Source organism: Kineosporia sp. NBRC 101731, from assembly GCF_030269305.1.
In the GTDB taxonomy this organism is placed as follows: domain Bacteria; phylum Actinomycetota; class Actinomycetes; order Actinomycetales; family Kineosporiaceae; genus Kineosporia.
In genome coordinates, this window is record NZ_BSTC01000023.1 from 12,417 (window position 1) to 39,016 (window position 26,600).

At 71.6% G+C, this 26,600-nt stretch carries 21 protein-coding genes; 9 read left to right on the plus strand and 12 right to left on the minus strand.

All coding sequences use genetic code 11. The features are described 5' to 3' along the window. Window positions 1–3: 3 nt before the first annotated feature. The 6 genes from QSK05_RS34355 to mftR all read right to left on the minus strand — a co-directional run bounded on the left by QSK05_RS34355 (window position 4) and on the right by mftR (window position 7,167). On the minus strand, window positions 4–3,123 hold the full coding sequence (locus QSK05_RS34355) for a coiled-coil domain-containing protein (protein ID WP_285601588.1): 3,120 nt from the start codon (window positions 3,121–3,123) through the stop codon (window positions 4–6). Then, on the minus strand, window positions 3,120–3,854 hold the full coding sequence (locus QSK05_RS34360) for a hypothetical protein (protein WP_352303660.1): 735 nt from the start codon (window positions 3,852–3,854) through the stop codon (window positions 3,120–3,122). The genes QSK05_RS34355 and QSK05_RS34360 overlap by 4 nt, the downstream gene beginning before the upstream one ends. Before the next feature lie 5 nt (window positions 3,855–3,859). Beyond that, entirely contained in the window at window positions 3,860–4,552 is a 693-nt protein-coding gene (locus tag QSK05_RS34365) for a hypothetical protein (RefSeq protein ID WP_285601590.1), read from the minus strand. Beyond that, complete coding sequence (locus tag QSK05_RS34370; RefSeq protein ID WP_285601591.1) at window positions 4,549–5,766, minus strand: hypothetical protein; 1,218 nt, start codon at window positions 5,764–5,766, stop codon at window positions 4,549–4,551. Before QSK05_RS34370 ends, QSK05_RS34365 begins: the two co-directional genes overlap by 4 nt. A 132-nt stretch (window positions 5,767–5,898) precedes the next feature. Beyond that, window positions 5,899–6,243 carry a hypothetical protein gene (locus QSK05_RS34375; RefSeq protein ID WP_285601592.1) on the minus strand — a complete coding sequence of 115 codons (345 nt, stop codon included), beginning with the start codon at window positions 6,241–6,243 and terminating at the stop codon, window positions 5,899–5,901. 309 nt (window positions 6,244–6,552) lie between these two features. Next, a complete protein-coding gene (gene mftR, locus QSK05_RS34380) occupies window positions 6,553–7,167 on the minus strand; it encodes a mycofactocin system transcriptional regulator MftR (RefSeq protein ID WP_285601593.1) in 615 nt (204 codons plus the stop codon). A 241-nt stretch (window positions 7,168–7,408) separates the two neighbouring features. On the opposite strand from mftR, the gene mftA reads away from it, so the two are divergent. The 7 genes from mftA (at window position 7,409) to mftF (ending at window position 13,564) form a co-directional block, all read left to right on the plus strand. Further along, window positions 7,409–7,528 (plus strand): mycofactocin precursor MftA, encoded by a 120-nt coding sequence (gene mftA / locus QSK05_RS34385; protein ID WP_285601594.1) that lies wholly within the window; start codon window positions 7,409–7,411, stop codon window positions 7,526–7,528. 13 nt (window positions 7,529–7,541) lie between these two features. Next, window positions 7,542–7,892, plus strand: coding sequence for a mycofactocin biosynthesis chaperone MftB (mftB, locus tag QSK05_RS34390; protein ID WP_285601595.1), 351 nt, complete (start codon window positions 7,542–7,544; stop codon window positions 7,890–7,892). Then, window positions 7,889–9,202, plus strand: coding sequence for a mycofactocin radical SAM maturase (gene mftC, locus QSK05_RS34395; RefSeq protein WP_285601596.1), 1,314 nt, complete (start codon window positions 7,889–7,891; stop codon window positions 9,200–9,202). Before mftB ends, mftC begins: the two co-directional genes overlap by 4 nt. A 110-nt stretch (window positions 9,203–9,312) precedes the next feature. Further along, entirely contained in the window at window positions 9,313–10,263 is a 951-nt protein-coding gene (locus QSK05_RS34400; protein WP_352303627.1) for an AAA family ATPase, read from the plus strand. A 105-nt stretch (window positions 10,264–10,368) separates the two neighbouring features. Next, the gene (locus tag QSK05_RS34405; RefSeq protein WP_285601598.1) at window positions 10,369–11,253 is read left to right on the plus strand and encodes a vWA domain-containing protein; all 885 of its coding nucleotides are present in this window, start codon (window positions 10,369–10,371) and stop codon (window positions 11,251–11,253) included. Between the two features lie 99 nt (window positions 11,254–11,352). Further along, window positions 11,353–12,060 (plus strand): mycofactocin biosynthesis peptidyl-dipeptidase MftE, encoded by a 708-nt coding sequence (gene mftE / locus QSK05_RS34410; RefSeq protein ID WP_285601599.1) that lies wholly within the window; start codon window positions 11,353–11,355, stop codon window positions 12,058–12,060. A gap of 10 nt (window positions 12,061–12,070) precedes the next feature. Beyond that, entirely contained in the window at window positions 12,071–13,564 is a 1,494-nt protein-coding gene (gene mftF, locus QSK05_RS34415) for a mycofactocin biosynthesis glycosyltransferase MftF (protein ID WP_285601600.1), read from the plus strand. A gap of 150 nt (window positions 13,565–13,714) precedes the next feature. Here mftF and QSK05_RS34420 read toward each other — a convergent pair whose 3' ends face one another. The 5 genes from QSK05_RS34420 to mftD (QSK05_RS34440) form a co-directional block, all read right to left on the minus strand. Next, window positions 13,715–16,267: a tetratricopeptide repeat protein gene (locus QSK05_RS34420; protein ID WP_285601601.1), complete on the minus strand. Its 2,553-nt coding sequence runs from the start codon at window positions 16,265–16,267 to the stop codon at window positions 13,715–13,717. A gap of 51 nt (window positions 16,268–16,318) precedes the next feature. Next, on the minus strand, window positions 16,319–18,643 hold the full coding sequence (locus QSK05_RS34425) for a hypothetical protein (protein ID WP_285601602.1): 2,325 nt from the start codon (window positions 18,641–18,643) through the stop codon (window positions 16,319–16,321). Window positions 18,644–18,735: 92 nt separating this feature from the next. After that, window positions 18,736–19,878: a tetratricopeptide repeat protein gene (locus QSK05_RS34430; RefSeq protein WP_285601603.1), complete on the minus strand. Its 1,143-nt coding sequence runs from the start codon at window positions 19,876–19,878 to the stop codon at window positions 18,736–18,738. A gap of 3 nt (window positions 19,879–19,881) precedes the next feature. Then, window positions 19,882–21,810 (minus strand): HSP90 family protein, encoded by a 1,929-nt coding sequence (locus QSK05_RS34435; protein WP_285601604.1) that lies wholly within the window; start codon window positions 21,808–21,810, stop codon window positions 19,882–19,884. A 161-nt stretch (window positions 21,811–21,971) separates the two neighbouring features. Beyond that, complete coding sequence (mftD, locus tag QSK05_RS34440; RefSeq protein ID WP_285601606.1) at window positions 21,972–23,177, minus strand: pre-mycofactocin synthase MftD; 1,206 nt, start codon at window positions 23,175–23,177, stop codon at window positions 21,972–21,974. A gap of 164 nt (window positions 23,178–23,341) precedes the next feature. Between mftD (QSK05_RS34440) and mftD (QSK05_RS34445) the strand changes: the two genes are divergently transcribed. Continuing rightward, entirely contained in the window at window positions 23,342–24,517 is a 1,176-nt protein-coding gene (mftD, locus tag QSK05_RS34445) for a pre-mycofactocin synthase MftD (protein ID WP_285601607.1), read from the plus strand. A 41-nt stretch (window positions 24,518–24,558) separates the two neighbouring features. On the opposite strand, the gene QSK05_RS34450 is transcribed toward mftD (QSK05_RS34445), so the two are convergent. After that, window positions 24,559–25,029 (minus strand): universal stress protein, encoded by a 471-nt coding sequence (locus QSK05_RS34450; RefSeq protein WP_285601608.1) that lies wholly within the window; start codon window positions 25,027–25,029, stop codon window positions 24,559–24,561. A 63-nt stretch (window positions 25,030–25,092) separates the two neighbouring features. Here QSK05_RS34450 and QSK05_RS34455 point away from each other — a divergent pair, with 63 nt between their 5' ends. After that, window positions 25,093–26,559, plus strand: coding sequence for a DNA polymerase IV (locus QSK05_RS34455; protein WP_285601609.1), 1,467 nt, complete (start codon window positions 25,093–25,095; stop codon window positions 26,557–26,559). Window positions 26,560–26,600: the final 41 nt, after the last annotated feature.

The following is a 26,600-nucleotide window of genomic DNA, read 5'->3' on the forward strand; positions in this document are numbered from 1 at the left end:
CTACTAGGCCAGGTCGAGCTCGTCCTCCCGCACGTCGATGTTCTTCGACGTCGGGCGGTAGGCGGCCATCCACTCGCGCAGCATCTCGACCCGGGAGCGGTTGGCGTCGTCGCCCAGCACGATCGGCGGGTCGTTGTAGGCCACCGCGTCGGACGAGCGTCGCAGCTTGATGTAGAGGTTGGACGCCTCGATGGCGTAGCGCTCCATGTCGTCCTGCAGCGCACCGATCACCGTGATGTTGCGGTCGCGGCCGATCCGTTCGAACAGAGCCACGGCCTCGCGGCGGTGCTGCTTGCCCAGGTTGCGGCCGAGCTCGTCGAGGATGAGCAGCAGCGGCCGGTCGTTACCGCCGGCCAGGGCCGAGGCGCAGACCAGTTTGACGGCCTTCTCGTCCATCTGCGCGGTGTTGGCCCGCAGGTTGTAGCTGGACATGCGCTGGTTCTCGGCCCGGCGCCAGCGGGGCGTCAGACTCCAGCGCCACGGCTTGTCCGGCTCGGTCGGCGGCTCCGGCTCCGGGTAGTCCAGCCCGGCGCCGTACCCGCCGTACTCCCGGTCCAGCCGGTCGAACTCGTCCGCGACCAGCTTCAGCTTGGCCTTGATGCCCTGGGCCAGGACGGAACGGTGGGCGCGGGTGGTCTGCTCGGACTCGGACAGGCCGGCCCGGGCGGCCTCCAGGTCGGCGCGGCGCTGGGCCCGCTGCTGGTCGATCATCGCCTGGTCGTGCGCGTCCTGCTGCGCGGTGACGTCCAGGTGGGTGCGCAGGGCCCGCATCAGGTCGGGGATGAGAGGCACCTGGGCCTCCAGGGTGCTGCGCCGCCAGTTCTGCTCGAACACCAGCTCGCGCAGTTCGGCCGGGTAGTCCTGGGCCGCCGTGCTGTCGGGGAAGCAGCGTCGCAGAACGTCTTCCAGATGGTTGGAGACCAGGTTGTTCCACTCCGTGGTGCTGCGCCGCTGCTCGTCCTCGGGCAGTGTCAGCAGGTGGTCCCCGGCCTTGCCGGAGGTCGCGCCCCAGGCCACGGCCCGGGCGTCGACGTCGACCGCCTGCAGCTCGGCCTCCAGCTTCTCGGCGATCTCCTCGGACTTCTTCACCTCGGCCCGGCTGCGGGTCACCTCGCCCCGCAGCGTGTTGATCTTGTCCAGCCGGGTCTGCCGGTCGACGGCGGCCCGGGTGTGCGCGGCCTCCGCATCCTCCAGCGGGCCGAGCAGTTCCTCCAGGGCTTCCTGCAGCTCACCGGCCTGCTCCCGCAGCCGCTCGATGTCGACCTCGGCGTCCTCGACCTGCTGGGCCGCCTTGGCGCCCTCCAGCCGGGAACTGGCCGTGACCAGCTTGGCCCGGGCCCGTTCCAGGGCCGTGCCGATCTGCTCGAGCATCTCGACGGTCAGGGCATGCTGCTCGCGCGCCGCCTTCACCCGGGCGTCCCGCCCGGTCAGCGGGCGCTCGAAGCCGGCCACGACGATCACACCGGCCGTGTCGTCCACGTGCTGATGCCGTGAACCGGCCCGCGATTCAAGGGCCTTCAGGAAGGTGGCGAGACCGAACTCGTCGGTGGTGCTGCGCGGGAGATCGTCGGACGGCTGACCGTCGGCCAGCACGATCATCGAGCCCGGTTCACCGGCCAGGGCGTCGCGGGCGGCGTCGGCCTGACCGGCCGGCACCGCGACCGCGTGACGGTAGGGCACCAGCCGGGGCTCCCAGACCGCCCGCTCCTTCTCGCCCAGATCCAGCACGTCGACCACGCTGGCGACCGGGATCCCGGCCTTCTGCAGCAGTTTCAGCTGCTGCGCGGCCACGTCATCACCGGCCTCGGCGGCCTTCACCTGCTGCGCGGCCGACGCCACCGCGTCTTCGGCGGCACCGCGGCGGGAGATCACGGCCTCCAGCGCCTCCTGGGCCGCGGCCACCTCCTCGCGGGCCCGGGCCACGTCCCGGCCGTCGGCCGCGCGGGCCGCCTCTTTCAGGTCACGCAGTTTCGCGCTGAGTTCCTCGACCTGCCGCAGGTTCATCCGGGCCTGGGTGTCGGCGTTGCTCCGACGCTCCCGCAGCTCGTTGCGTAGCCGCTCGGTCTCCCGGAAGGTCTCCTGCAGGCCGTCGTCGTTGCCGAGTTCCTCCATCCGGGCCTCGTTCTCGGCCAGCTGCACGCGTGCCTGGGCCTGTCCGCCGCGCACGTCGCCGAGGTTGGTGCGCAACTGGGCCAGCTGTTCCAGGCCGTCCACCACGTGCCGGGCCGATCGCGAGCGCCAGGCCTCGCGCGCCTCGCCGAGAATGTCCCGGGCCCGGTCGCGGCGCTTGATCCCGGCCTCGACGCCCTCCATCTCGCGCTGCCAGGTGGACAGGTCGTGCTCGGCCTCGGCCACGTCGGTGCGCCGGGCGTGCTCACCCGAGCGCAGCGCCTGCTCCTGCTCCAGCTCGCGGTCCAGCCCGGTGAGGGTCGCCACGGCGTCGAACATCCGCCACGGCGACAGCTCGTTCAGGGGCTGGGCCAGGAGGTTCGCCGCCGGCGACGCGCGCACCGACGTGGACAGGAACGAGACACAGCGCACCTGGCCGCCATACAGCACCCGGGCCAGCCGGCCGGCGTGGAAGTCGTCCCGCCCGTTGGAGTGCGGCAGCCGGTTCCACAGCGCCTCGACCCCGGCCGCGCGCTCGGCGTCGTTCGCGCCGTAGGGCACGTGCAGCCCGCGCACCCAGCGCAGACTCAGGTACGGCGACTTGCGGTTGATCCGCAGCCAGACCGTCAGCGCGCCGGCCTCCAGTTCGTCCTGGGTCTGCGACGCCGGGTCGGCGAACACCCCGATCACGAAACCGTGGTCGGCATTGGCCCACTTGGCCTCCTGGGCCGCCAGTTCCGCCGTGAACAGCAGCTCAGCCGCACCCGGGGCACCACCGGCCAGTCGCCACTGCTCGTCCGCGTGCAGCAGGCTGAGCGCCGCGATGAACGACGACTTCCCCGCGCCGTTGGAGTCTTTCGGTCCCTGCCCGGCCACGGTGATGAGCCCGCCGTTGGTCAGCGGCACCGGGTGCGCCGACAGCCGCGAGATGTCGACCATCTGCACGCCGACCAGCACCCGGGGGCCGACGATGTCGGTCGGGTCGTTGCGGTCGATCATCGGTGGCGTGCTCACGAGTTCTCCTGCGTTTCAGCTGTTTCAGGTTCAGCGGGACCGGGTTTGAGGACGCCGTCCTCGGACGGGCGCGCTCGTCTCGCCCGGATCGCGGCGGCCAGGGGGGTGTCCGCACCGGCCGCGAGAATGAGCTCTTCCTGGAGGCGGCGACGGGCCGCGGGGGTCAGTCGCGCGAGCTGCGGTCCGGGCAGGTAGGACGCTCCCGCGTTGGTGTTGCTGCTCCCGCGGGCCTGGTGCGGACGCCGGTCGGGTGCTATCTGCACCAGCCCGGACGCGCGCAGTCGGGCCAGCCCGGTGCGGACCGCGGTGCGCGGGAGCCGGGAGTAGCGGTTCAGTTCCTCCACCGAGGTCGGCTGGTTCGAGATCCAGGTGTCCTGGTCGATCAGGCCCTGGCTGCGCGGGATCGCCACCGAGTGGATGAGGATCAGCACGAACACGGCCCGGTCGACCAGGGGCAGAGACGCCAGCATCTCCTCGGACAGCTCCCGCGCGATGTCGTCGCGGTAGCCCGACGTCCACAGGTGCGGGCCGACCTTGACCAGCGTGCGGCCCAGCGGGTGCAGCATCTGCTGCAGCGCCCGGCGCAGCGTGGCGTCGCGCAGGGCCAGCATCTGCGACTCGTGCAGCGGTTGCCAGCTGTGCTCGACGGCGGCGTAGGCGGCCAGCACCTCGTCCCGGTGCCGCTCGGACAGGTCGGCCACGGCCGAGGTGAAGGCGGGATGCATCTCCATCTCGCTCACGCCGGATCACCCTCTTCCCCAGGGCGCACCGAGGTGAGGGCCTCACCGACGTGCTCAACCGCGTCCTTCATCTCGGCGTCGGCCTCACCTTCGTGATCAGCCGGCGCCGGGGAAAGGTTCGCAACATCACGAACAGAGGTCTCGGGCTCTTCGGGAGAGTCCTCCTCGGGCTCTTCCGGGGGCGGCAGGCTGCGGTAGAGCTCACGCAGCACGGTGAGGTCGGCGTTGACCCAGGTGCCGCAGCGCGGGCCCAGACGCACGACGCGGCGGTCGTCGTCCCACAGCACCCAGCCGCCGCCGTTCAGACGGCGGATCGCGCCGGTCGCGGCGCGGTTCAGCACCGATTCCTCCCGGTCGCCGAACGTGCGGTAGACCGACAGCACGGTCTCCCAGTCGACCTCCCGTCCCGGCCAGATCGGGGCCTCCGGATCGGTCCAGCAGCAACGGACGACGGCGGCCAGCATCCGCGCGGTGTCGTTGGGCTGCTCGATCGTGGGCCCGTTGAAACCCATTTCGTCGAGTACCCAGGGCCCGGCGGTGCCGGGGTGCGCGGGGAGCAGCCAGACCTCGTTGGCCTGGGGCTCGAGCAGACGGAGAAAACCGTCGGGAGCGGGGGTGCCGGCCTGGTGCCGGGCGGGGCCGAGCGCGCGGGCGCGTGCCCACCACAGGGCGGTGTCAGCGGTGTTCACGCGTTCCCCGACCCCACGACCCGGCCGAACATCCCGCCCGACACCCACGGCACCGCCGCCTCGGGATCGACCCGGAAGCCGTCCGCCCAGGTCAGTTCCGCGTCCACCTCGGGGGAGTGGTGGGAGGCGACCAGCAGGGAAAGGGTGCGGCGCCCGTCCATCCAGTCCTGTGCGTCGTCGAGCAGCTGCGCCACCCCGACCCGGTCGCGGTGGGCGAGCACCCGGTCGGTGAACTCGCGCAGGTCCCCGTCGCCGGCGACCGGGCGGTCGGTGGGGGCGTCGGTGTCACCGGTGGGACGCGGCGGTGGCATCCGGACCGGGCCCGAGCTCGAGGCGTTCTCCACGGCCAGGGCCATGGTCTGCGGTGAGAACCAGGGGGCGACGGCGTCGAAGACCTGCCCGTCGAGCACCCCGGCCAGAGTCTGTGCGTCGGAGGTCCGGGCGAAGCTGCGCCAGGTCTCCACCGGCAGCAGACCCAGCGCCCGGGTGGAACCGGCCTGCTCGATCAGCCGGGCCGCGGCGGACTCGCTGGAGTCGGCGTAGGCGGCCAGGGCGGTGCGCAACTGGGCGCACTCGCGATCGAGTTCGGGCCACCGGTGCAGGGCCTGGGCGTGCACGTCCTCGGCCTGGCTGATCAGGGCGCGGTTGCCCCACAGCAGCTCGGCGTGCTCGCGTAGTTCCTCGACCGGGCTGGTGGTGGTGAGGCTCGAGAGCTGGTTGGCCATCAGGCGGAACACGCGCGAGAGCCGGTTCACCGAACCACGGCCGTCGTCGGCCACAGCTCCCGGGGAGCGGATGCTCAGACCTTCCAGAGCCAGCAGCTGGTGCAGCTCGCCCTGGCCACCGGCGGCGGCCAGGCGGCGCAGGAACAGCAACATCACGTAGGGCGCGAACGCCGCCCGGTGGAATCGCTCGCCCGGATGATCGACGACGCGGGTGATGGCGCCGTAGCCCCGCAGGACCTCGAACCGGCGGGTCACGGAGGCGGGATCGTGGCGCCGGCAGGCCGCGACGGCCGACTCCAGGGTCAGGCCCTCGTTCCCGGCATCGGCGAACGCCGCGAGGATCGCCTCGTCGATGTCGAGCAGGTCGACGTCGTTGATCATCGCGCCGTGCTCACGGGCCAGGACGGAGAAGACCTGACGGTAGATGCGCAGGACACCGGCCTCGGGAGCCAATTCCTCCAGGGAGAGTGTGGTGGGGCCGTCAGTCACCCGCCGACCCTACGGCAGGCGGTGGCCGGGCCGGAAAAGCGCGGGATGCGGCGCACGAGGGGGAAGGTCGGATCACCGGGCTCCGGAGGGTCGCTTTCCGGGGCCCGGCGATCGGACCGGTGCGGGGAGAGCTCAGCGCAGGTTGGGGCGGCGCCGGCGCCGCCAGCCGGTGCGCGGGAAGTCGCAGTCCGCGGCGGAGTGCACCTGCAGGAAGTGGGCCCCGTCGGTGTGCAGCGGGCAGGCGACCTCGGGGTCGGGAACGACGAGACCGCAGGCGGCCTTGGCACAGGCGCAGCTCGCCTCACGGAACGGGAACATGCCGGGGCGCGAGAGGCCGACGTGCCAGACCTGCTCGACGGGGACGGCGGGGGGTGCACCGGGGGGAGAGACGTCGTGCTCGGCGGGCACGGTGATCATCGAGGTCTTGTTCGTGGTGGTGGCGCGTCGTCGAGCCGGGTAAGGCATGGCCAGAGACATGAATGAACCCTTCGCGCTTGCTGCACTGGGGACCGTCGCCCGCATTGATCGCTGCGAGCCAGAAGAGCGTTACACCTCGCTTGACTTGGATTTTGTATCAAATTACGGCAGGCCTGACGAAAGACGAACTGAATTTCACCCTCGGCGACGAGGATGTCACCAGTCGTATGGTTTCGGACTCGGACCGTATGCAGGACGGCGAACTCGCCTGTCCGATGGTTAAGAGAGTCCCAAAATCCCTGGCCGAGCGGTCCCGCGGCGATCCGGACCGGGGTGCAGCGTCGGTTCGGGTGCCTGCGGTTCGGGTGTCTACTGCTCGAGGCCGGCGAACCCGGTCTGCCAGGCGGAGAGGGCCCGGTCCAGATAGCTGATGAGATCGGCGTCGCGGCGGGCGACCCACTGGTCGAAGGCGGCCCGGCACACCCCGAGCGCGCTGAACCCGATGGCCTGGGGGATCAGGTCGTCGGGCTGCTGGCCGAGGCGGCGGGCGGCGAACTCGGCCAGGGCCCCGGCCCAGCTGTCGTAGTGCATCGTCGAGGCGGCGTTGAGGGCCGGCACGTTGGTGACGACCTCCATGCGGGCCCGCAGGCTGGCGACATCGTCCACCCCGTAGTGGTTGGCCGTCAGCACGGCCTGCTTGATCGACTCGGTGAGGGACTGCCCGGCCGGGGCCTCGGAGAGCAGCCGGTGCAGGGTCTGCACCTCGGCGTCGAACTCCGACCAGAGCACGTCGGCCTTGGTGTCGAAGTAGCGGAAGAACGTGCGCCGGCTGACCCCCGCCCGGTCGGCGATCTGCTCGACCGTGGTGGCCTCGAAACCGTGCTCGGTGAACAGTTCCAGGGCGATGCGCTCGAGGGCGTTGCGGCTGGTGGCGCGGGGGCGGCCACTGCGGGGTTCAGATCGTGCCGGAGACCCCGTTGACATCTGTGCCGCACACTCCCTCGTGGTCGTGGCACGCCGTACGTGCCCTGCGGGGCCATCTAACCACCGGGGTGCTTGGTCAGGGGTGTCACTGCAGGTCCCGGCCCGAGTGGGACGGAACCTCTCCGCGCGGGCGGCCGGCCGGACCCCGGAGCCTGCCGTCAGCCACCCTTGACGCTTACGGCACGCAGTGTCATAAACTCGCCCGGACAAAGTCGTTAACCGTGGACGAGAGGTCGTTTCGATGAACAACACGAGCGCTCCCCAGAACGTCGTCGAGGGTGTCGAGGGCCAGAACGCCACGAACGTCGAGGAACTGCTGGTCGAAGAGGTCTCCATCGACGGGATGTGCGGCGTCTACTGATCGGCGCGAGGCCGTGACGACGCAGACCAACCGCATGTCGGTGCCGCCCCCGGCACCGGCCCCGGGCCTCGACCTGGACCTGCTGGACAGAGCGTGGGAGCTGCACCCCAGTGTCTCCGTGCGGCCGGAACCCTTCGGGGCCCTGATGTACCACTTCGGGAACCGGCGCCTGTCGTTCCTGAAGACCCGTCAACTACTGGACGTCGTCAATGGTCTGGCCGCTGCCCCGGACGCGCGGTCCGCGTGTCTGGCGGCGGGGGTCGACCCGGCCCAGCTCCCGGTCCTGGGCCGGGCCCTGGCCGCGCTCGCGGCGGGTGACCTGATCCGCCCGAGAACGACCTCGCCCGCGGAGGACACCGCATGACTGTGCTCGCATCGGCCACCCCGGCCGGTTTCACCCCGAATCCGTCGGGCCCGCCTCCTTCTCCGGGTCGCCTGGTCGACAAGTTCGCCCTCGGGCTGGACGCGCCGATCTGCCTGACCTGGGAACTGACCTACGCCTGCAACCTCGCCTGCGTGCACTGCCTGTCGAGTTCCGGCCGGCGTGATCCCCGCGAGCTGTCCACCGCCGAGGCCGAAGCGGTCATCGACGAACTGGAACGGATGCAGGTCTTCTACGTCAACATCGGCGGCGGCGAGCCGACCGTGCGGCCGGACTTCTGGCACCTGGTCGACTACGCGACCGAGCACCACGTCGGCGTGAAGTTCTCGACCAACGGCGTACGCATCAACCAGGAAGTCGCGGAGCGTCTGGCGACGTCCGACTACGTCGATGTGCAGATCTCGCTCGACGGCGCGACCGCCGAGGTGAACGACCACGTGCGCGGTACCGGCAGCTACGACACCGCGATGCGGGCCATGCAGAACATGTATGACGCCGGCTTCACCGGGTTCAAGCTGTCCGTCGTGGTCACCCGCCAGAACGTCGACCAGCTCGACGAGTTCAAGGCGATCGCCGACCGGTACCGGGCCCAGCTGCGGCTGACCCGGCTGCGTCCCTCGGGCCGGGGCGCCGATGTCTGGGACGAGCTGCACCTGCTCGCCCCTCAGCAGAAGCAGCTGTACGACTGGCTGGTGGCCAACGGCGACCAGGTGCTCACCGGTGACTCGTTCTTCCACCTCGCTGCGTTCGGTGGCGCCCTCCCGGGGCTGAACCTCTGCGGTGCGGGCCGGGTCGTGTGCCTGATCGACCCGGTGGGCGACGTGTACGCCTGCCCGTTCGCGATCCACGACGAGTTCAAGGCCGGGAACGTCCGTGACGAGGGCGGTTTCAAGAGCGTCTGGCAGACGTCGGACCTGTTCCGGGAACTGCGTCAGCCGCAGGACGGCGGCGCGTGCACGTCCTGCAGCTTCTTCGATTCCTGCCGGGGCGGCTGCATGGCGGCCAAGTTCTTCACCGGTCTGCCGCTGGACGGGCCGGACCCCGAGTGCGTGCGCGGTTTCGGTGAGAGCGCGCTGAGCGCGGTGGAGGGCGTCGTCCCGAAGCCGAGCCTGGACCACTCGCACAAGAACCCGCTGCGCAGTCAGCAGAAGAACACGAAGAAGCCGGTGGCGCTGACCCTCGGCGTGCGCCCGGCCATCGGGGTGGTCTCCGCCCCACCGGCCCGGGGGTGCGACGAGAACCCGCTCGCCGGGTTCGATCCTGGGATCGAGACCGGATCGGGCAGGAGCTGACGGGACGGGGAGGGTTTGCCTGATCACGAAAGATTCTGCTGGTGATCAGGCGATCCCTCCCCGAGGGTCGCGGGGACCCGGCCACATCGTCCTCCATCGACCCTGAAACCATGGTGACCGTGAGCACTGACACCCCCGACGTAGCGCAGACCCGTCACCGGGTCGCCTCCCACCTGGTCGGCCGCGAGCACGAGCTCGAGCTGATCCTGTCCGCCGTGGCGGCCGGCCGGGACCTCGTGCTCGAGGGTCCGCCCGGCACCGGCAAGACCACCCTGCTGCGCGCGATCGCCGACGAGTGGGGCATCCCGCTGTTCTACGTCGAGGGCAACGCCGACCTCACACCGGCCAAACTCATCGGGCACCACAACCCCGCGCGGGTGCTGAAAGAGGACTACACGGAAGACAATTTCGTGCCCGGTCCGCTGCTCGAGGCAATGCGGCAGGGCGGCTTCCTCTACCTGGAGGAGTTCAACCGGGCCCCCGACGACACCCTGAACACATTGCTGGCCGCGCTGGCCGAACGACGGATCACGGTGCCGCGGGTGGGGCAGGTGCGGGCCGTGCCGACCTTCCGGCTGATCGCGTCGATGAACCCGTACGACAACGTCGGCACCACGCGGCTGTCCACGTCGATCACCGACCGGCTGTGCCGTCTGGCGGTCGGCTACCAGGCCGAGGACGCCGAGATCGGCATCGTCGACCTGCGCACCGAGGCCGGTGGCAAGCTCGGTGACCTGCTGGTGCGCGACGCGGTCTGGGTGAACCGGGCCACACGCCGCCACCCGCACCTGCGCCAGGGCAGCAGCGTGCGCGGCGCCATCGACATCGTGCTCGTGGCCAACCAGCTGGCGGCCATGCGCGGCGTCGGCGCGGCAGCCGACGCCACCACCCGCCTGGACCCTGAGAGTGCCTACCCGCAGGTGGTTCTCGATTCGATGACGGTGGCGCTGTCGGGCCGGATCCACCTCGACGAGGCGGCCGACACCACCCCCGAGCGCGTCGTGCGGGAGATCTGGGAAGACCGGTTCATCCTCACCCCGGCCGCGGCCCAGCCGGGTTGAAGAGAAGACGCGGCGGACTCCCCGGTCGGGAAGCCGGGTGACCCGCGCAGGCCGCGCCCGAAGCGTCCTCTCCGGCGTCGTCCCAAAGCCCTGACCGCCGAGCCGATGGTGTTCAGTATCGGCGAGAGCGGTGGCGGGCCGGTGCTCCAGGCCCTGGGACGGGGGACGAAGGCGTCGGCGAAGGCCTTCGCCCAGGGTTCCGGAGGGCCGGGGGAGACGGACGACGCCGGCAGGGTGGTGCCGCTGGAGCAGGACGGCGATCCGGTGGAGAACGAGGTCAAGCAGCGCGCCCGGCAGATCGCGGCCCGCCTGTCGCTGCACCGGCCGCCCCACGGCACCGGGCGCCGGCGCGGTACCGGCGAACTCGTCAGCGTGCGCTACCGCGAGGGTGCCGACGACATCGATCTCGACCGCACGCTGGAAGTGCTGGCGGAGAAGCCCTTTCCGCAGGACGAGGACATCGTCGTGCGGGAACGGGTGCGCCGTCGGCGGTCGGTCGAGCTGGTGGTGGACGTGTCCGGTTCGATGCGGGGCGAACGCATCCGCACGGCCGCGGCGACGGTCGGAGCGCTGGCCGGGGAACTGGGCAACGACGACGTGGGCGTGATCGCGTTCTGGTCGGACTGCTCGATCCTGCTGCCGATGGGCAAACCCTTCCTGGCTCAGACTCTGCTCGACGACCTGCTGAAACTGCCCGCCCGGGGGCTGACCAACGTCGGGTTCCCGCTGCAGCTGGCGGCGGCCGAGCTGTCACGCCGTCCGAATCCGGAGGCCCGGGTGCTGCTGCTGTCGGACTGCGTGCACAACGCCGGCCCCGACCCCCGCGGCCCGGCGGCGTTATTGCCCCGGCTCGACGTGCTGCTCGACGCCTCGGGGGAGAAGGACGAGGAACTGGGACGCGAGCTGGCCGCGGTCGGGCGGGGAAAGATGTTCGTGGTGCGTGACCACCGCCAGGTGGCGCCGGCGCTGTCGTCGATCTTCCGGTCGTAGGGGATCCTCCCTTTCCTCCGTTCGTGATCACGGAAGGGTTGGGGGTGCTCTCGGACCTGCTGGGTGTCGGGGAAGTGACGCGGCGTAGGGTCTGGATCCGTGCCGTACTTCGACCTGGCTGCCATGACCAGCCCGCAGATCGCCGAGCACGCGGCTGCGGACGGCATCGTCGTCATCCCCATCGGCTCCACCGAACAGCACGGCCCGCACCTGCCGCTGGGCACCGACCGGGACGTGGCGCTCGCCGTCGCCCGGCGCCTGGCCGAGCGGATGCCGCAGGTCGCGCTCGGGCCGGCCGTCGCCTACGGGTCGAGCGGTGAGCACGCCGGGTTCGCGGGCACGATCTCGATCGGCCAGGACGCGCTGGAGTTCATGCTGCTGGAGCTGGGCCGGTCGGCGGGGGAGACCTACCGGCGCCAGGTGTTCGTCAACGCGCACGGCGGCAACGCGGTGCCGGCGGTGAAGGCCGTGCGGAAGCTGCGGGCCGAGTCGCGCGACGTGCTGCTGTGGATGGCCACCGTGGACGGGGACGCGCACGCCGGGCGCACCGAGACCTCGATGCAGCTGGCTCTGCAGCCGCACCTGGTCCACCGGCGCCTGGCCGAGCGGGGCAACACCACGCCGGTGCGGGAACTGATCGACCGGATGCGGGCCGGCGGGGTGCGGGCCGTCAGCCCCAACGGTGTCCTCGGTGACCCGGAGGGGGCGACTGCCGAGGAGGGTGAACGGCTGATTCAGCGCCTCGTCGACGGATTGCACACGCAGGTCCTGGCCTGGGACCCGCCCTACGGCAAACTGGGAGCCTAGAGTTGGGCCCGTGACGACGACGGGAGTGCCAGTGGGTTTCCGGGTCGAGCTTGACCCGGAGGTGGTGATCAAACCGGACGGAACGGTTTTCGGCGGTTCGCCGGCCCGGCTGTTCCGCCTCAACCCGGCCGGCCAGGAAGCGTTCTCGCAGCTGAGATCGGGCGTCGTGGGAAGTCCCGCGGCCTCGGCCCTGGCGCGTCGCTTCGCCGACGCCGGCGTGGTGCATCCCGTGCGCCAGGGACTTCCGGACGACGACGGCCGGCGTCCGGGGCGGCAGGGCGTGGTCACGGTGATCGTCCCCGTCCGCGACCGGGCCCCCGAGCTCGACCGCTGCCTGAGCGGTCTGGCCGCGTCGTCGCAGCAGGCGGTGGCCGAAGTGATCGTGGTGGACGACGCCTCGCTCGACCCGCAGGCCGTCGCCGCGGTGGCCCGCACGCACGGCGCCCGGCTGCTGGTCCGCACCGTCAACGGTGGCCCGGGCCCGGCCCGCAACCTCGCCCTGGAGTCGGTGAGCACCCCGCTGGTCGCCTTCCTGGACTCGGACTGCCTGCCGTCCGCCAGCTGGATCGACGACCTGGTGGGGCATTTCGACGACCCTCTGCTGGCCGGGGTGGCTCCCCGGATCGTTGCCGGCGGGCATGCGGGCGACACCCTCGCCGAGCGCTTCTCGCAGGCCCGGCCGGTGCTCGACCTGGGCGGACTGCCGGCCCGGGTGGCACCGCTCAGCCGGGTGTCCTACCTGCCCACCGCGGCCTTGATCCTGCGCCGATCCGCGCTCGAGGAGATCGAGGGGCCAACCGGTTTCGACGAGGATCTGCGGTACGGCGAAGACGTGGACCTGGTCTGGCGGCTGCTCGAGGCCGGCTGGCGGGTGCGGTACGACCCCACCGTGGAGATCGGCCACGAGGAACCGGCCGGGTGGAAGTCACTGCTGCGCAGGCGCTTCGCCTACGGCACCTCGGCGGCGAAGCTCGAGGAACGGCATCCGGGCAAGGTGGCGCCGCTGGTGATGGTGGCCGCGCCGGTCTCGACCGTGACGGCGTTGCTGGCCCGGCGCCCGCTGCTGGCCGCCGCCACGTTCGCGGCCGGCTACGCCGATGCCCACCACGCCCTGACCCAGGCCGGCACCACCAGCGACGACCTGCTCAAGCCCTTGGCCATCGGCGTGCGCGAGACGTTCTTCGGCATGGGCCGCTGGTCGTCCCAGTTCGCCCTGCCACTCCTGCCCCTGCTGCTCGCGCTCCCCGGCCGTCACCGCAAGGGCCGCGCGCTCGCGGCGCTGGTCCTGGTGCTGGCCTCCCCGGTCCGCGAATGGCTGAGGCTGCGTCCGGAGGGTATCGACCCGGTGCGCTGGAGCATCGCCGTGCTGCTCGACGACGCGGCCTACGGCGCGGGGGTCTGGGCCGGCAGCGTCCAGGCCCGCCACCTGCGCGCGGTGCGGCCGAGCTGGAAGTGGCGCCTGCTGGGATCGGTCACCTCAACCCCCACCCCCAAACCTTCGTGATCATGCAAAACCTCCCCAGCGTTCTAGAACTCTGAAGGCGACAGTTCTAGAACTCCGGGGAGTGGGGGCACCTCCCGGCCGAAGGCTGGGGGATTTGCATGATCACGGCGAAGATCTTGGTTTGTTGATCTCACGCACACGGTCTGGGGGTCAGCTGAGCTCTTCGGCCCGGTCGCGGACCTGCTTGGCCTCGTGGTGGCGGCCGAGCTTCTCGTAGACGTCACCGGCGGCGTTGAGCACCTGGCCGAGGACGTCGGGGTGGTCGGCCAGGATCTCGATCGCCTGCTCCATCAGGGGCAGGGACTCGGCGGGGCGGTCGTGGTTGAACAGGACCCCGGCGGCCAGCATCAGCGCGCGCCCGCCCGGGACTTCCTCCTCGATCGTGATGAACTCCTGCGCGGCCTGTTTCGCGACCCGCACGGCCTCGTCCGGGTGTTCCCCGGCGATCGCCCGGGCCAGGGAGTCGAGCAGGTCGGCGTGCTCGAACGCGGCGGCCGGGTGGTCGTCGGCGGCGGCCTGGGCGGCGCGTTCGACCGCCTCCCGCAGCACCTCGGCGGCCCGGTCGTCCTCGTCGGCGAGACTCAGTGACCGGCCGTGCATGTGCATGGCCCGCACGAGCCACATCGGGTCGTCCTCCTCGAGGTGGCGGGCCGACTCGACCGCACCGGCCATCACCGCGATGCCGTCCTCGTCACCGGCGTCGGTCATCAGCTCGCCCAGCGCCAGCGCCGCCCGGGTGGCCAGCAGCCAGTCCTCGTCCTGGGAGGCCAGGGCGACCGCGTCGCGGTAGGCCTCCAGTGCGTCCTGGTACTCCTGCATCGCCACGCAGCCCTGGCCGATGCGGCGCAGGGTCTCGGCCCGCTCGGAGTCGGGGGCGCCGGTCGCGATCTGGCGGCGCAGCACCTCGCGGGCCTCTTCCACGCCCTCCTCGGCGCGGCCCAGGGCCTGCAGCAGGGAGCCGAGTTCCAGCCGGGCGCTGAGCTCCTGCGGCAGCTCGGCCAGCGCGGCCTCGCGGATCGCGATCCGCCAGCGCTCGATGGCCAGGTCGGCCTTGGACGCGTCCTGGGCCAGATGGGCGCCGAGAATCGCGGTGGTCGAGGCCCATTCGCGGGCACCCAGGCGCAGGCCGATGGCCAGGCTGGCATCGGCGGCGGCCAGGCCGGCGTCGAACTGGTCGTCGGCCCCCAGCAGCTGGGCCTTGGTGCGCAGCAGCGCCGCGCGCCGGCCGCGACCGCGGCCCTTCTCCAGGTCGGGGTCGGTGAGCGCGGTCTCGGTCAGGGCCAGGGCGGCGTCCAGACCTTCGTTGCCGGCCACCTCGAAGATGCTCGCGAGAATCTCGTCGCTCTCGCCCGCAGCCTCCAGACGCGCCTTCAGCCCGGCGATCTCGGCGATCTGGGCGGCTGTCAGCGGCTCCCCGCCGGGGGCGTCGCCGAGCGACTCGACAGCGGTCAGCACCTGGCGGGCCTGGCCGCGCTCGTCCATCGACAGGAGGTCGGAGACCAGGATCAGGCGCCCGTCCAGGTCGTCCGGCAGCGCGGCGGGCGCGGCGTCGGTGCTGACCCGGGTGGCGCCGATCGGCAGGTCGTACGACGTTCCGGCGAGCTCGTCGTCGGCGGCCAGGCGGGACTCGTACCAGCCGTTGCCGTTGCGTTCGTCGAACTGCGCGCCGAGGGCGGCGGCCGCCTGACGGGCCGCGTCTTTCAGATCGGTCACGGTCCAGGGCCCGTCGTGCTCCCCGAGGATCGGGACCAACTGGGCGTCGGAGGCGGCCGCGACGGTCTGGGCGCCGGCCCCCGCGCGCTGCGCCGCACCGAGCAGGACCGAGGCCGCGGACAGCGCGTCGAAGTGGGCCTGGGCGTTCAGCCCGTCATGCACCAGCCAGTTCAGGTGCCGTTCGAGGATCTCCAGGCCGCGGGCCTCGTTGCCGGTGACGGCGCAGAACCGCAGGTGCTGGGCGATCATCGTGAGGTGGTCGGCGTTGGTGCGGGCCATCCGGTAGCCGCGCAGATGCATCTGCCGGGCCTCGTCCAGCCGGCCCGCGCGCAGCGCCGGCAGCAGGGCCTGGGCGATCGTGTTCTCCGGCTCGTCGCCGCAGGTCATGCCCTGCTCGAGGATCTCGTCGGCGAGCGCCAGCCCGTCCGCGTCCTTGCCGATGGCGTAGTGGTACTCCGCCTCCTCGGCCCGCACGCAGGTCTCGCAGTGGCTGTAGTTGTCGCGGGGGGTGCGCTTCAGCTCGCCGAGCCAGGTGCCGGCCTCGTCGAGACGGCCCTGCCCGACGGCAGCCTGGAAACGGGCCTGCAGCACGCCGGAGAGACCGACGCCCTCCTTCAGGTACTGCTGCTGCATGGCCTCGATCGCCGAGTCCACGTCGGCGATCGAGAACAGCGGGCTGCCCATCAGCGAGCTGACCACGTGTTTGTGGTACCAGAGCAGGTCGAAACCGCCGACCTGCAGGGGGAACTTCTCCGGGTCGGCGGCGTTGCGGCCCACGCACCAGGCGAACGCCGACAGCTGCGCGTCGGTGTCGCCGAGCATGCTCGCCGAGGGAAGGAGCCGCAGCCGGGCGGTATAGCCCTGCTCGTCCAGCCCGTGTTCGTCGGCCAGCGCGATCGCCTCGTCGATCAGGGCGCGCTCGGCCGGCCCGAAGGGCGTGACGTCGATCTCCTCGAAGAGGGTCTCGATGCGGTCCTCGACGCTGTCCATTTCCCTGGAAACTCCTTGACTGTGAAGGTGACGGTGGGTGCTCGGCCGGTATCAGCCGAGGTCGTCGATGAATTGCAGGTCGCCGAAGTGATCCTGCCTTACCCGCCCGACCCGGGCCGCAGCCGCCCGGGCGGCGGCCGGTCGTTCGAGCCTGTCGTACACCGAGACCAGGCTGATCAGGCACTCCAGCAGCACTTGCGGCCGGTCGTCGAGCAGCGGCTCGGCCTCCAGCAGCAGGGGCAGGGCCTGAGCGGGGCGGGCGGCGCCGTCGAGCAGGTGGGCGGCCAGCAGCAGGGAGCGCCCGGCCTGCCCGGCGGCCTGCACGGCGAGGAAGGCCGAGGCGGCCTCACGGGCCAGCCCGACTGCCTCGTCCACCCGCTCCGGCCCGGCGTCGCCGACCGTGCGGGCCAGGGAGTCGAGGATCTCGGCGTGCTCGTGGACCACGGCCGGGTCGAGGGTGGCGAACGGGTCGGATGCCTCGCGCAGGGCCTCGCGCAGGACCATCTCGGCCTGTTCGACCCCGGCGATCTGGGCCAGGGCCTGGCCCAGCAGGTGTTCGGCCCGCACCAGGGTGAGGGGGTTGCCGCGGGTCTGCCGCGCCGATTCCACCACGCCGGCCAGCACGTTCAGTGAGTCCTGGTCGCGCCGGGCGAAGAGCAGCTCGCCCAGGGCCAGGCCGTAGCGGGTGGTCGCGGCCCAGTCGCCGGCGGTGGAGGCGAGGGCGACCGCGTCGCGGTAGCTGTCGCGGGCCCCTTCCCGGTCGGCCGGGTCGGACTGGGCGGCCAGGGCCTGACCGAGCAGGAAGTAGGCCTCGGCCAGCTCACCGGCCGGGGCCCCGGCGGCCCGCAGCAGCGCCAGGGCCTCCTCGATCTCCACCGTGCCCTCGTCCGCCTCGCCGGCGCGGCACAGGGCGGCTCCCAGTTCGAGCCGGAAGGCACTCTCGCCCGGCAGTTCTCCGGCGGCGGCCTCGCGCACGGCGGTGCGGCAGTATTCGACCGCCGCGTCGTTGTCGCCCAGGGTGGTGGCCGTCAGCGCCGCCAGGCGCGCGGTGGTGACGGACTGGTCGCGGTCACCGAGGGCGAGGCTGATCTGCAGGGCCTCGGCGGCGCAGGCCAGGGCCAGCACCGGCTCGTCCGAGGCCAGGCGCTCGGCCTCCGACTTCAGGTGAGCCGCGCGCGTCCGCAATTCGGTCTCCTCGCCCACCGGGGGCCCCGCGCTGACCTGGGGGGCGGACCGGGTGGCCAGGGGCACGTCGTAGTAGCTGTTCAGCAGGTCCAGGTCGCGCGCGAGCATCCGGGTCTGGAAGTCGTTGCCGTTGCGGGCGTCGAACTGCGCCGCCAGCCGCCCTGCCCGATCCCGCACGGTGACCGTGAGATCGCGCACGGTCCAGCCGGTTTCGCGTTCGCCGAGAATGCGGGTGAGGCCGATGGCCGACGCGGTGCGCACGATCTGGTCGCCGGCGCCGGCCCGTACGGCGGCGGCCAGCAGGACCCCGGCCGCCGAGAGCACGTCCAGGTGGCCCCGTGCGTTCAGGCCGTCGTGGGTCAGCCAGCGCAGGTGCTGCTCGAGGATCTCCAGGCCGCGGGCCTCGTTACCGGTGACGGCACAGAACCGCAGGTGCTGGGCGATCATCCGGAGGTTGTCCGGGTTGGAACGGGCTTCCCGGTAGCCGCGCAGGTGAGCCCGGCGGGCGTCGTTCAGGCGCCCGGCGCGCAGCATCGGCAGCAACGCGTTCGCCAGGGTGTTGGCCGGTTCGCTGGCGCAGACCAGGTCGCGGGTGAGGATCTCGTCGGCCAGCCGCAGCCCGGCCTCGTCGTGGCCGCACGCGTAGCGGAACTCGGCCTCCTCGGCCCGGGAACAGGCCTCGCAGTGGCTGTACGCGTCGCGCGGGGTGCGCCGCAGGTCGGCCAGCAACTCGCCCGCCCGTTCCAGACGGCCCTGCCCGGTCGCGGCCTGGAACCGGGCCTGCCAGACCGCGGAGAGCCCCACGCCCGCCAGACGGTAGGCGGACTCCATCGCCTCGATCGCGAAGTTCACGTCGGCGCGGGAGAACAGCGGGCTGCCCATCAGGGCCCCGACCACGTGCTTGTGGAACCAGAGCAGGTCGAACTCGCCGACCCGCAGCGGGAACCGCTGCGGGTCGGCCTGGTGCCGGCCCACGCACCAGGCGAACGCCGACAGCTGCGCGTCGGTGTCACCGGTGCGGTTGGCCGACGCCAGCAGGCGCAGCCGGGCGGCGTACCCCAGCTCGTCCAGCGTGTACTCGTCGGCCAGCGCGATCGCCGCATCGATCAGGACCCGCTCGGCGGGGCCGGACGGGGCGGAGTCGATCTCTGAGAGCAGATCCGCGATCTGCTCCGGCAAACCCCTGTCCATGCCCGTGCCGCTCCCGGTGAGTTCGTCGTCGTCGTCGAAGAAGAGAGCCTGGCCTGTCTGGCGTGGTCTGGCGTGGTCTGGCGTGGTGCGTGTTACTCGCTCTTCGGCTTCTCCGCTTCCTTGAACCCGCGCATCTGCTCCGACAATTCCTCGGCCGCCTTCGCGTCTTCGGTGCGGCCCAGCTGGGCGTAGGTCGCGGCCAGGATGTCGAGGCAGCCCACCAGGTGCTCGGGCTCGGCGGACAGTACCGCGGTGGCCCGTTCCAGGAGCGGCACGGCCTCGGCCGGGCGGTCGGCGGAGGTCAGCAGCCGCGCACCCAGGGTGAGCGAACGGCCGGCGTCGACCTTGCCGCCGATGTTGGAGTACGTGTCGGCGGAGTTCTGTGCGCACTCCACCGCCTCGTCCAGCCGCTCCGGCCAGGCACCGCTGATCAGCACGGCCAGCCCGTGCAGCACCGCGGCGCGGGCGGCGCTGACGGCAGCGTGCTCGGACGCCGGCGGGGTGGAGGACAGCTGCAGCGCCTCCTTGAGGGTCTCCTCGGCCCCCTCGACGTCACCGGCCCGGCCGCGGGCCCGGCCCACGCGGTTCAGCGAGTCGATCAGGCCGAGCAGGTCACCGTGCGGCTGACGGGGCGGCTCGACGATGACGATCGGCTCACCGGCGGCGGCCTCGGTCAGCGCCAGCCGGTACAGGTCGGCGGCCTCCTGGTAGCGGTGCAACTCCAGGGTGGCCTGCGCGGCGGTGCGCGAGAGCTGCACGCAGAACCCGTGGGCGCCCAGGTCCAGACCGATACGCAGGGCGTCCTCGGCCGTGTTGAGCATGTCTTCCAGTCGCCCGGCGCCGGCCAGGATCCAGGCCTTGGCCCGCAGCAGCGCCGCCACCTGGCCCCGGTTCAGGCCCTCGGCGGCCAGCGCATCGTCGACGACCTGGACCACCTTCAGCGGCTCCATGTCGTCGGGCACCGCGACCACGGGGGTGAGGGCCTCGTCGAGCTCCGGAGGGTTCTCGCGGCGGGCCCGGGCGGCCGCGAGGCGCTCGTTCTGCTCGTCGGTGAAGGTGGCCTTCAGCAACATGCGGCGCGTCGCGATCAGGTCGAGCAGCTGCCCGGCCAGACCGAACTCCTCGAGGACGAGGAGGCACTCCACACGGTCGAGAAGGACGTCGGTGTCGATGGACCGGGGGGACTTACCGGCGGGCGGCCCGTCGGTCCGGTTCTGGCTCTGCGTCGTGTTCATTGATCAGTTCTCCCCGGGGGCATCCGGCATGTCGCCGAGATCAGCGCCCAGCCCGGCACTCAGGTGCACGATGTCGGTCAGAGCGTCGGTGAGCGAGGCCCGCTCGACCGCGCGGAGGGGGCGGTGTGCAGCCAGCAGGGCCTGCACATGTACCACCCGTACGGTACGGGCGAGCAGGAGATCATCATCGCTCTCGGCCAGTGCCCGAACCAGCCGATTACGCCAGTTCAGGCAGAGCTGGCCGGCAGCTCCGACATTCTCACCCTCACCATCTATCTGGTGCTGCGATCTTTGTGAATCCTGAGCGTCGTCGATGCGTTGCAGGATCGACGCCCACATGCCGCTCCCGGCCTCTTTGGCCCGCTGGCGCTGCAGCCGGCGAAGAACCCCGGCGTCGGCGATGTGCAGTGCGGGGAGGGTGTCGGGAGCGAACGACCGCACGAGAACCGTGCAGTCGAGATCTTTCAGCGCGGCCTCGGCCCGGGCCTGCAGGCGCTGCGCGGACGGGCGCTCGGCCAGCGGCGGCACGTCGAGCGAGGCCAGCTCGTCGGTGATCGTGACGGTCTCGACCACCGTGCCGGGGATCAGCTCGGGCAGCCGCCGCAGGATGTCGGAGTCGTAGACGTAGCCGCCGTTGATCACCGGCGCGTCCGGCCGGGCGATGGCCGCGATCTGGCGGAACTCGTCCACCGTCTCGGCGAAGCGCAGGGGGGCACCGCGGCGCAGCAGCTCACGGTAGGTGGTCTGGCCGTTGCTGGTCTCGATCGGCAGCCAGGGCACGATGAAGCCGGCCAGCTCGTCGTCGTGCAGCACCAGCGAGCGCAGCGCCAGGTGGTGCACGCCCAGGAAGGTGCTCAGGCGCACCGGGTCGCGGTTGGCCAGGGTGGCCACCCAGCGGCGCAGCGCGGCGCCCAGTTCGGCCCGGGTCTCCTCGAGCGCGTCGTCCTGGATCAGCGACTCCCGGCTGGCCGTGGGGCGCAGCCCGGAGGTGTCGACCACGCAGCGGGCGAAGAACGCCCATTCGGGCAGCAGGTCGTCGGTGCGTTCCGACAGCAGCATGCCGCGCAGGTAGACCCGGGTGGCCTGGCGGGCGCCGGGGGAGGGGGCGAACGGGAGGACGAACGCGGTGCCCCGGGTGCCGGTGGCGGGCACGTGCAGGGGGATGGCGTCGAGGGGGTCGGCGCCGATCAGCTCGCGCCCCAGCGCCATCAGCTCGGGGGTGGCGTGGGTGAAGGGCTGTGCGAAGAGCGGTTCGCCGCTGACGATCTGCTCACCGCCGCCGGGCAGGTCGACCCGCACCGGCACCGGCAGGTAGGCACCGTAACGGGAAGCCAGATCGAGGACGCCGGTGGGCGAGGTCAGCTCGCCGTCACCGGCCCGCGGGCGCAGGCGCACCTGCGTGCCGACCGCCAGGCCGCCCGCGGCTTCGACCTCGGACTCCAAAAGCTCTCTGACCGTAAATGTTCCGTCGGCGCTGCCGACCCACTCGACCGGCGGCTCGCCGCCGGCGCTGCGGGACAGCACCCGGATGTCGTCGCTCACCATGAAGCAGCTGAGCAGGCCGATGCCGAACTGGCCGAGCCGGTCGGTGCGGGGCAGGTCGAGCACGTCGCGCTTGGAGCTGCGCCCGACCGTGGCCAGCAGCTCGCCGACCTCCGCCGCGGTCAGGCCGATTCCGTTGTCGGTGAAGACCAGTTCGCCGCCCGGGGTGTGGGCCGGGGTGATCCGGATGGCTCCCGGAGGCGTCCCCGGCATCCCCTCACGCGCCGTGATCGCATCGACACCGTTCTGCAGCAGTTCGCGCAGGTAGACCTGTGGGCCGGAGTAGATGCTGCGGCTCAGCAGGTCGACGATTCCCCGCAGGTCGACCTGGAACGGCCGGGAGGCGGGCGGCGTCGCCTCGGCCGGGGTTGGCTCGGGGATGGCAGGCACCTGCGAAAGCCTAGGGGGTCGCAGGGGTTTGTCCGAAACCGCCGGGGGTGTGAAATCCGCGGGTTTTCTCTCACTGATCCGTGACCGGTCCTCACGCAGCGCTCCCGGGCGGTGAAATGCCCCCGGAAACCTGTGCTTCCGGGGGCACCTCGAGCAGCGGATCAGGCGGGCCCGACCGCCTTCGGCGCCGGGGTGGCCCCGAGGGAGCGGGTGAAGCCGGCGGGGACGATCAGGTCGTCGGGGGTCAGGTCGTGGATCGAGGAGTGACCGAGACCCAGCACAGCGGAGTCGATACCGCCGCGCAGGATGTCGATGACGTTCTCGACACCGGCCTGGCCGTTGGCCGCGAGGCCCCACAGGTACGCGCGGCCGATCATCACGGCCCGGGCGCCCAGGGCGAGCGCCTTGACCACGTCGGAGCCGCGGCGGATGCCGCCGTCGAGGACCACCTCGATGTCGTGCCCGACGGCCTCGGCGATCGCGGGCAGCGCCCGGATCGACGCCGGGGTGGCGTCCAGGTTGTTACCGCCGTGGTTGGAGACCGAGATCGCGGTGACCCCGGCGTCCACGGCGCGCCGGGCGTCGTCCACCCGCATGACGCCCTTGAGCATGAACTCCCCGCCCCACTGCTCACGCAGCCAGGCGATGTCGTCCCAGGTGGGCAGCGGGGTGCCGTACCACTCGCCGTAGGCGCCGAAGAAGGTCGGCGCCGGGCCGCCGTCCGGCGGGGCCAGGTTCGGCGTGGTCAGGTCGGGGATCTTCCGGGTGCGGCCGAACTGGTACAGCCACTTCGGCCGGATCAGCACCTCGGGGGCGAACCTGATCGCCGTCCTCAGGTCGATCTTCGAGGGGATCTCCGGGGAGCCCCAGTCCCGGCCCATCGAGAACGACCAGTCGGTGGTCAGGATCAGGCCCTTGGCCCCGGCCGCCCGGGCGCGCTCCATGCGCTGCACCAGGACCTCCCGGGTACCGACCCAGTACATCTGGAAGAACGTCTTGTCGTTGACCGCGGCCACGTCCTCGATCGACCGGCTGGCGAACGAGCTCAGCCCCATCGTGATGCCCCGCGCGGCCGCGGCGCGGGCGACGGCGACCTCACCCTCGGGGTGCACGGCCTGCACCCCGGTCGGGGAGATCATCACCGGCAGGGCCAGGTCCTGACCCATGACCGACGTGCTCAGCTCGCGGGTCTGCGACAGCCCGGCGACGTGCGGGGCGAAACCGAGCTCGCCGAAGGCGTTCATGTTGTCGTCAACGGTCAGACCGCGCTCGGAACCGCCGACCAGCGCCATGTACACGGAGCGGGGAAGCCGCTTCTGGGCACGCCGGTGCGCCTCGGCGACCGTCTCGAACCACGGGTTGGCCATCTGTGTTCTCTCCTCTTCGAGAGGCGGAACGGAAAAGCGCTGATCACGTGATCGACCGCTGGAACTGCCCGCCGGACCCGGAACGTCATATTGGCACGTAGTGACAATATAGCGGGTGTGATCCTTCACCGGTCGCCCGCAGGCTCTGCCGTTAGGGTTCAGGCGTGCTGAACCCCTGGGCTCGCAACCCCTGGTTCGAGAGCGTCGAGGAGGCCCGGCGCAGGGCCGCCCGGCGCCTGCCCACCCCCGTCTACCAGGCACTTCTCGCCGGTTCCGAGCGCGGGCTCACCCTCCAGGACAATCAGCGGGCCTTCGCCGAGCTGGGATTCGCCCCGCACGTCGCCGGCCTGGCCCGGACCCGTTCGCTCGGCGTCACCGTGATGGGGCAGCCGCTGTCGATGCCGGTGCTGATCTCCCCGACCGGTGTGCAGGCCGTGCACCCCGAGGGGGAGATCGCGGTCGCCCGGGCCGCGGCCGCCCGCGGGGTCGCGATGGGGCTCTCGTCGTTCGCGAGCAAACCGCTCCAGGACGTGGTCGCGGCCAACCCCGCCACGTTCTTCCAGATCAGCTGGACCGGCTCCCGCGACCACCTGAGGGCCGGCGTGGAGCGGGCCGCCCGGGCCGGTGCCGCCGGGCTCGTCCTCACCCTGAACTGGTCGTTCTCCGAAGGCCGGGACGCCGGGTCACCCCGCATCCCCCTACGGGTCGACCTGCCCACCGCGATCCGTTCGGCCCCCGCCGTCCTGCGGCGCCCGCGCTGGCTGCTCGACTGGGTGCGCGCCGGGGAGCTGCCCGACCTGAGGGTGCCCAACCTGGCCGAACCCGGTTCCCCGGTCCCCACGTTCTTCGAGGCCTACGGCGTCTGGAAGCAGACCCCGCCGCCCACGTGGGACGACGTGGCCTGGTTGCGCTCGCAGTGGGACGGGGAGTTCATGGTCAAGGGGATCACGCGGGTGGACGACGCGCGGCGGGCGCTCGATGCCGGCGCCACGGCGATCTCGGTGTCCAACCACGGTGGGAACAACCTGGACACCGAGCGGGCCCCGGTGCGCAGCCTGCCCGCCGTCGCTGCGGCGGTCGGGGATCAGGTGGAGGTGCTGCTGGACGGTGGCGTCCGGCGCGGGTCGGACGTGGTCAAGGCCGTGGCCCTGGGGGCGAGGGCGGTGATGATCGGCCGCGCGTATCTGTGGGGCCTCGCGGCGAACGGGCAGACCGGGGTGGAGAACGTGCTGGACATCCTGCGCGGCGGCATCGACTCCGCGGTGCTCGGTCTGGGTCGCAGCTCGGTGCGGGAGCTCTCACCCGACGACCTGGTGATACCGCCCGGTTTCAGCCCCTGAGGCCGGCGGGAGCCTCAGGGGTCTCAGGGGTCTCAGTGGTCTCAGGGGACGACGGTCACCGGGCAGGTCGCGTTGCGCACCAGGTGCACGGCCAGGGATCCGACGAAACGATGGCCGGCCTGTTTCGAGGCGCCCACGATGATGGCGTCGGCCCGGCGGTCGGCGGCGATCTGGTGGAGGGCCTGGAACGGGCTGCCCGTGCACTCGATCAGCTCGGCGTCCAGCGGGGGGCCGGGGTCGTCGGCGAGCATGGTCATCTCCTTGCGCAGCTCGGCGGCCACCTCGTCCTCCGCCTCCTCGATCGCGGCGGTGCCCGTGCCCGGGGCGAATGCCGTCATCGTGCTGAGCTGCCGCACGTAGACCATGATCAGGTACGCGTGGGAGCGCCGGGCCAGGCCGACGGCGTAGGCGCGGGCGCGCAGCGAACTCTCCGAGCCGTCGACGCCGACCAGCATGGTGAGCCGCTTGGGGGACGCCTCGCCGGGGGCGCCCGGAATGTCCGAGCCAGACATGGGCACAACTCTATCCGGGTGGGCGGGTCAAGAATGTCGTAGGCGCCGGGTACAACAGTGGGTATGAGAACCAGGCCGGTGATCCTGCATCTGGATCTTGACGCCTTCTTCTCGGCCGTCGAGCAGTTGCACAAGCCCTCACTGCGGGGAAAGCCGGTCATCGTGGGCGGAACCGGTCGCCGGGGAGTGGTGGCGACCGCATCGTACGAGGCCCGTACGTTCGGGATCGGCTCGGCGATGTCGATCTTCGAGGCCCGGCGCCGCTGTCCCAATGCCGCCTATCTCACACCGCGCTTCCAGGCCTACCGGGCGGCGTCGAGGGTGGTCATGGCGCATCTGGCCGAGGTGTCGCCGATCATCGAGCAGGTGTCGGTCGACGAGGCCTACGTCGATCTGACGCCCACCGCGCCCGGTATCGACGTCGCCGGCGTCACCGAGCTGGCCGAGGGCATCCGCCGTCGCATCCACGAGAGCACCGGGCTCACCGCGTCCGTCGGGGCCGGCACGAGCAAGCTCATCGCCAAGATCGGGTCCGACCTGAACAAGCCCGACGGCCTGACCGTGGTCGCGCCCGGCGCCGAGCGGGAGCTGCTCGCCGCGATGCCCGTGCGCAAGCTGCCCGGTATCGGCCCGGCCACCCAGGATCGTCTGCACAAGTACGGCATGCACACGATCGGCGAGGTGGCCGCCGTGTCCGAGAAGGAGATCGTCGGCATTCTCGGCAAGGCCCACGGCAGTGCCGTGCACCAGCACGCCCGGGGCATCGACAACCGGGAGCTGGAGCCTGAGCGCGACGCCAAGTCCGTCTCCGCCGAGGAGACGTTCTCCACCGACCTGACCGACCGCCGCGAGCTGATGGCCCATGCCCGCCGCATGGCCGGCCGGGTGGTGGGCCGCATCACCCAGGACGGTCTCTGTGCCCGCACCATCACCATCAAGGTGCGCAGCTACGACTTCAGCACCATCACCCGGTCGTTCACCCTCGACCAGCCCACCGACTCACTGAGCAAGATCATGGCCAGCATCCGCCAGCTCCTCGACGCCGTCGATGTCAGTGACGGCGTGCGCCTGCTCGGCGTCGGGGTGGCCGGTCTCACCGACTTCGCCCAGACCGACCTGCTGGCAGATCTTTTCGGTGATCAATACGAAGAGGCGGACGAGTCCGGTCAAGTCGCGGAGCCGGTTGCGGTGGTGGTTTCCGCCAGCGGGCCGGTTCCGGCCGGCCCGCTGCCCCACGATCCCGTCGAGGTTCAGGAAGTGCACTCGTCCAGGGGTTTTGGCTGGACCGCCGATCTGGACGACGCGCCGCCCGACACCTCTGAGGTGCCGGACTGGCGTCCTGGGCAAGACATCGTCCATGCCGAGCGGGGGCCGGGATGGGTGCAGGGGGCGGGCCTGGGGCGGGTGACGATTCGCTTCGAGGGGCCCCACACCCCTCCGGGGCCGATCAAGACCTATCGGGTGAACGATCCGGCCCTGAGCCCGGGAGAGCCGCCCGTCTGGCAGCGGCAGGAGGAGGCGGTCGGCTGAGAACACCTCGTACGGCGACTTCGGGCGGCGACTTCATGCCG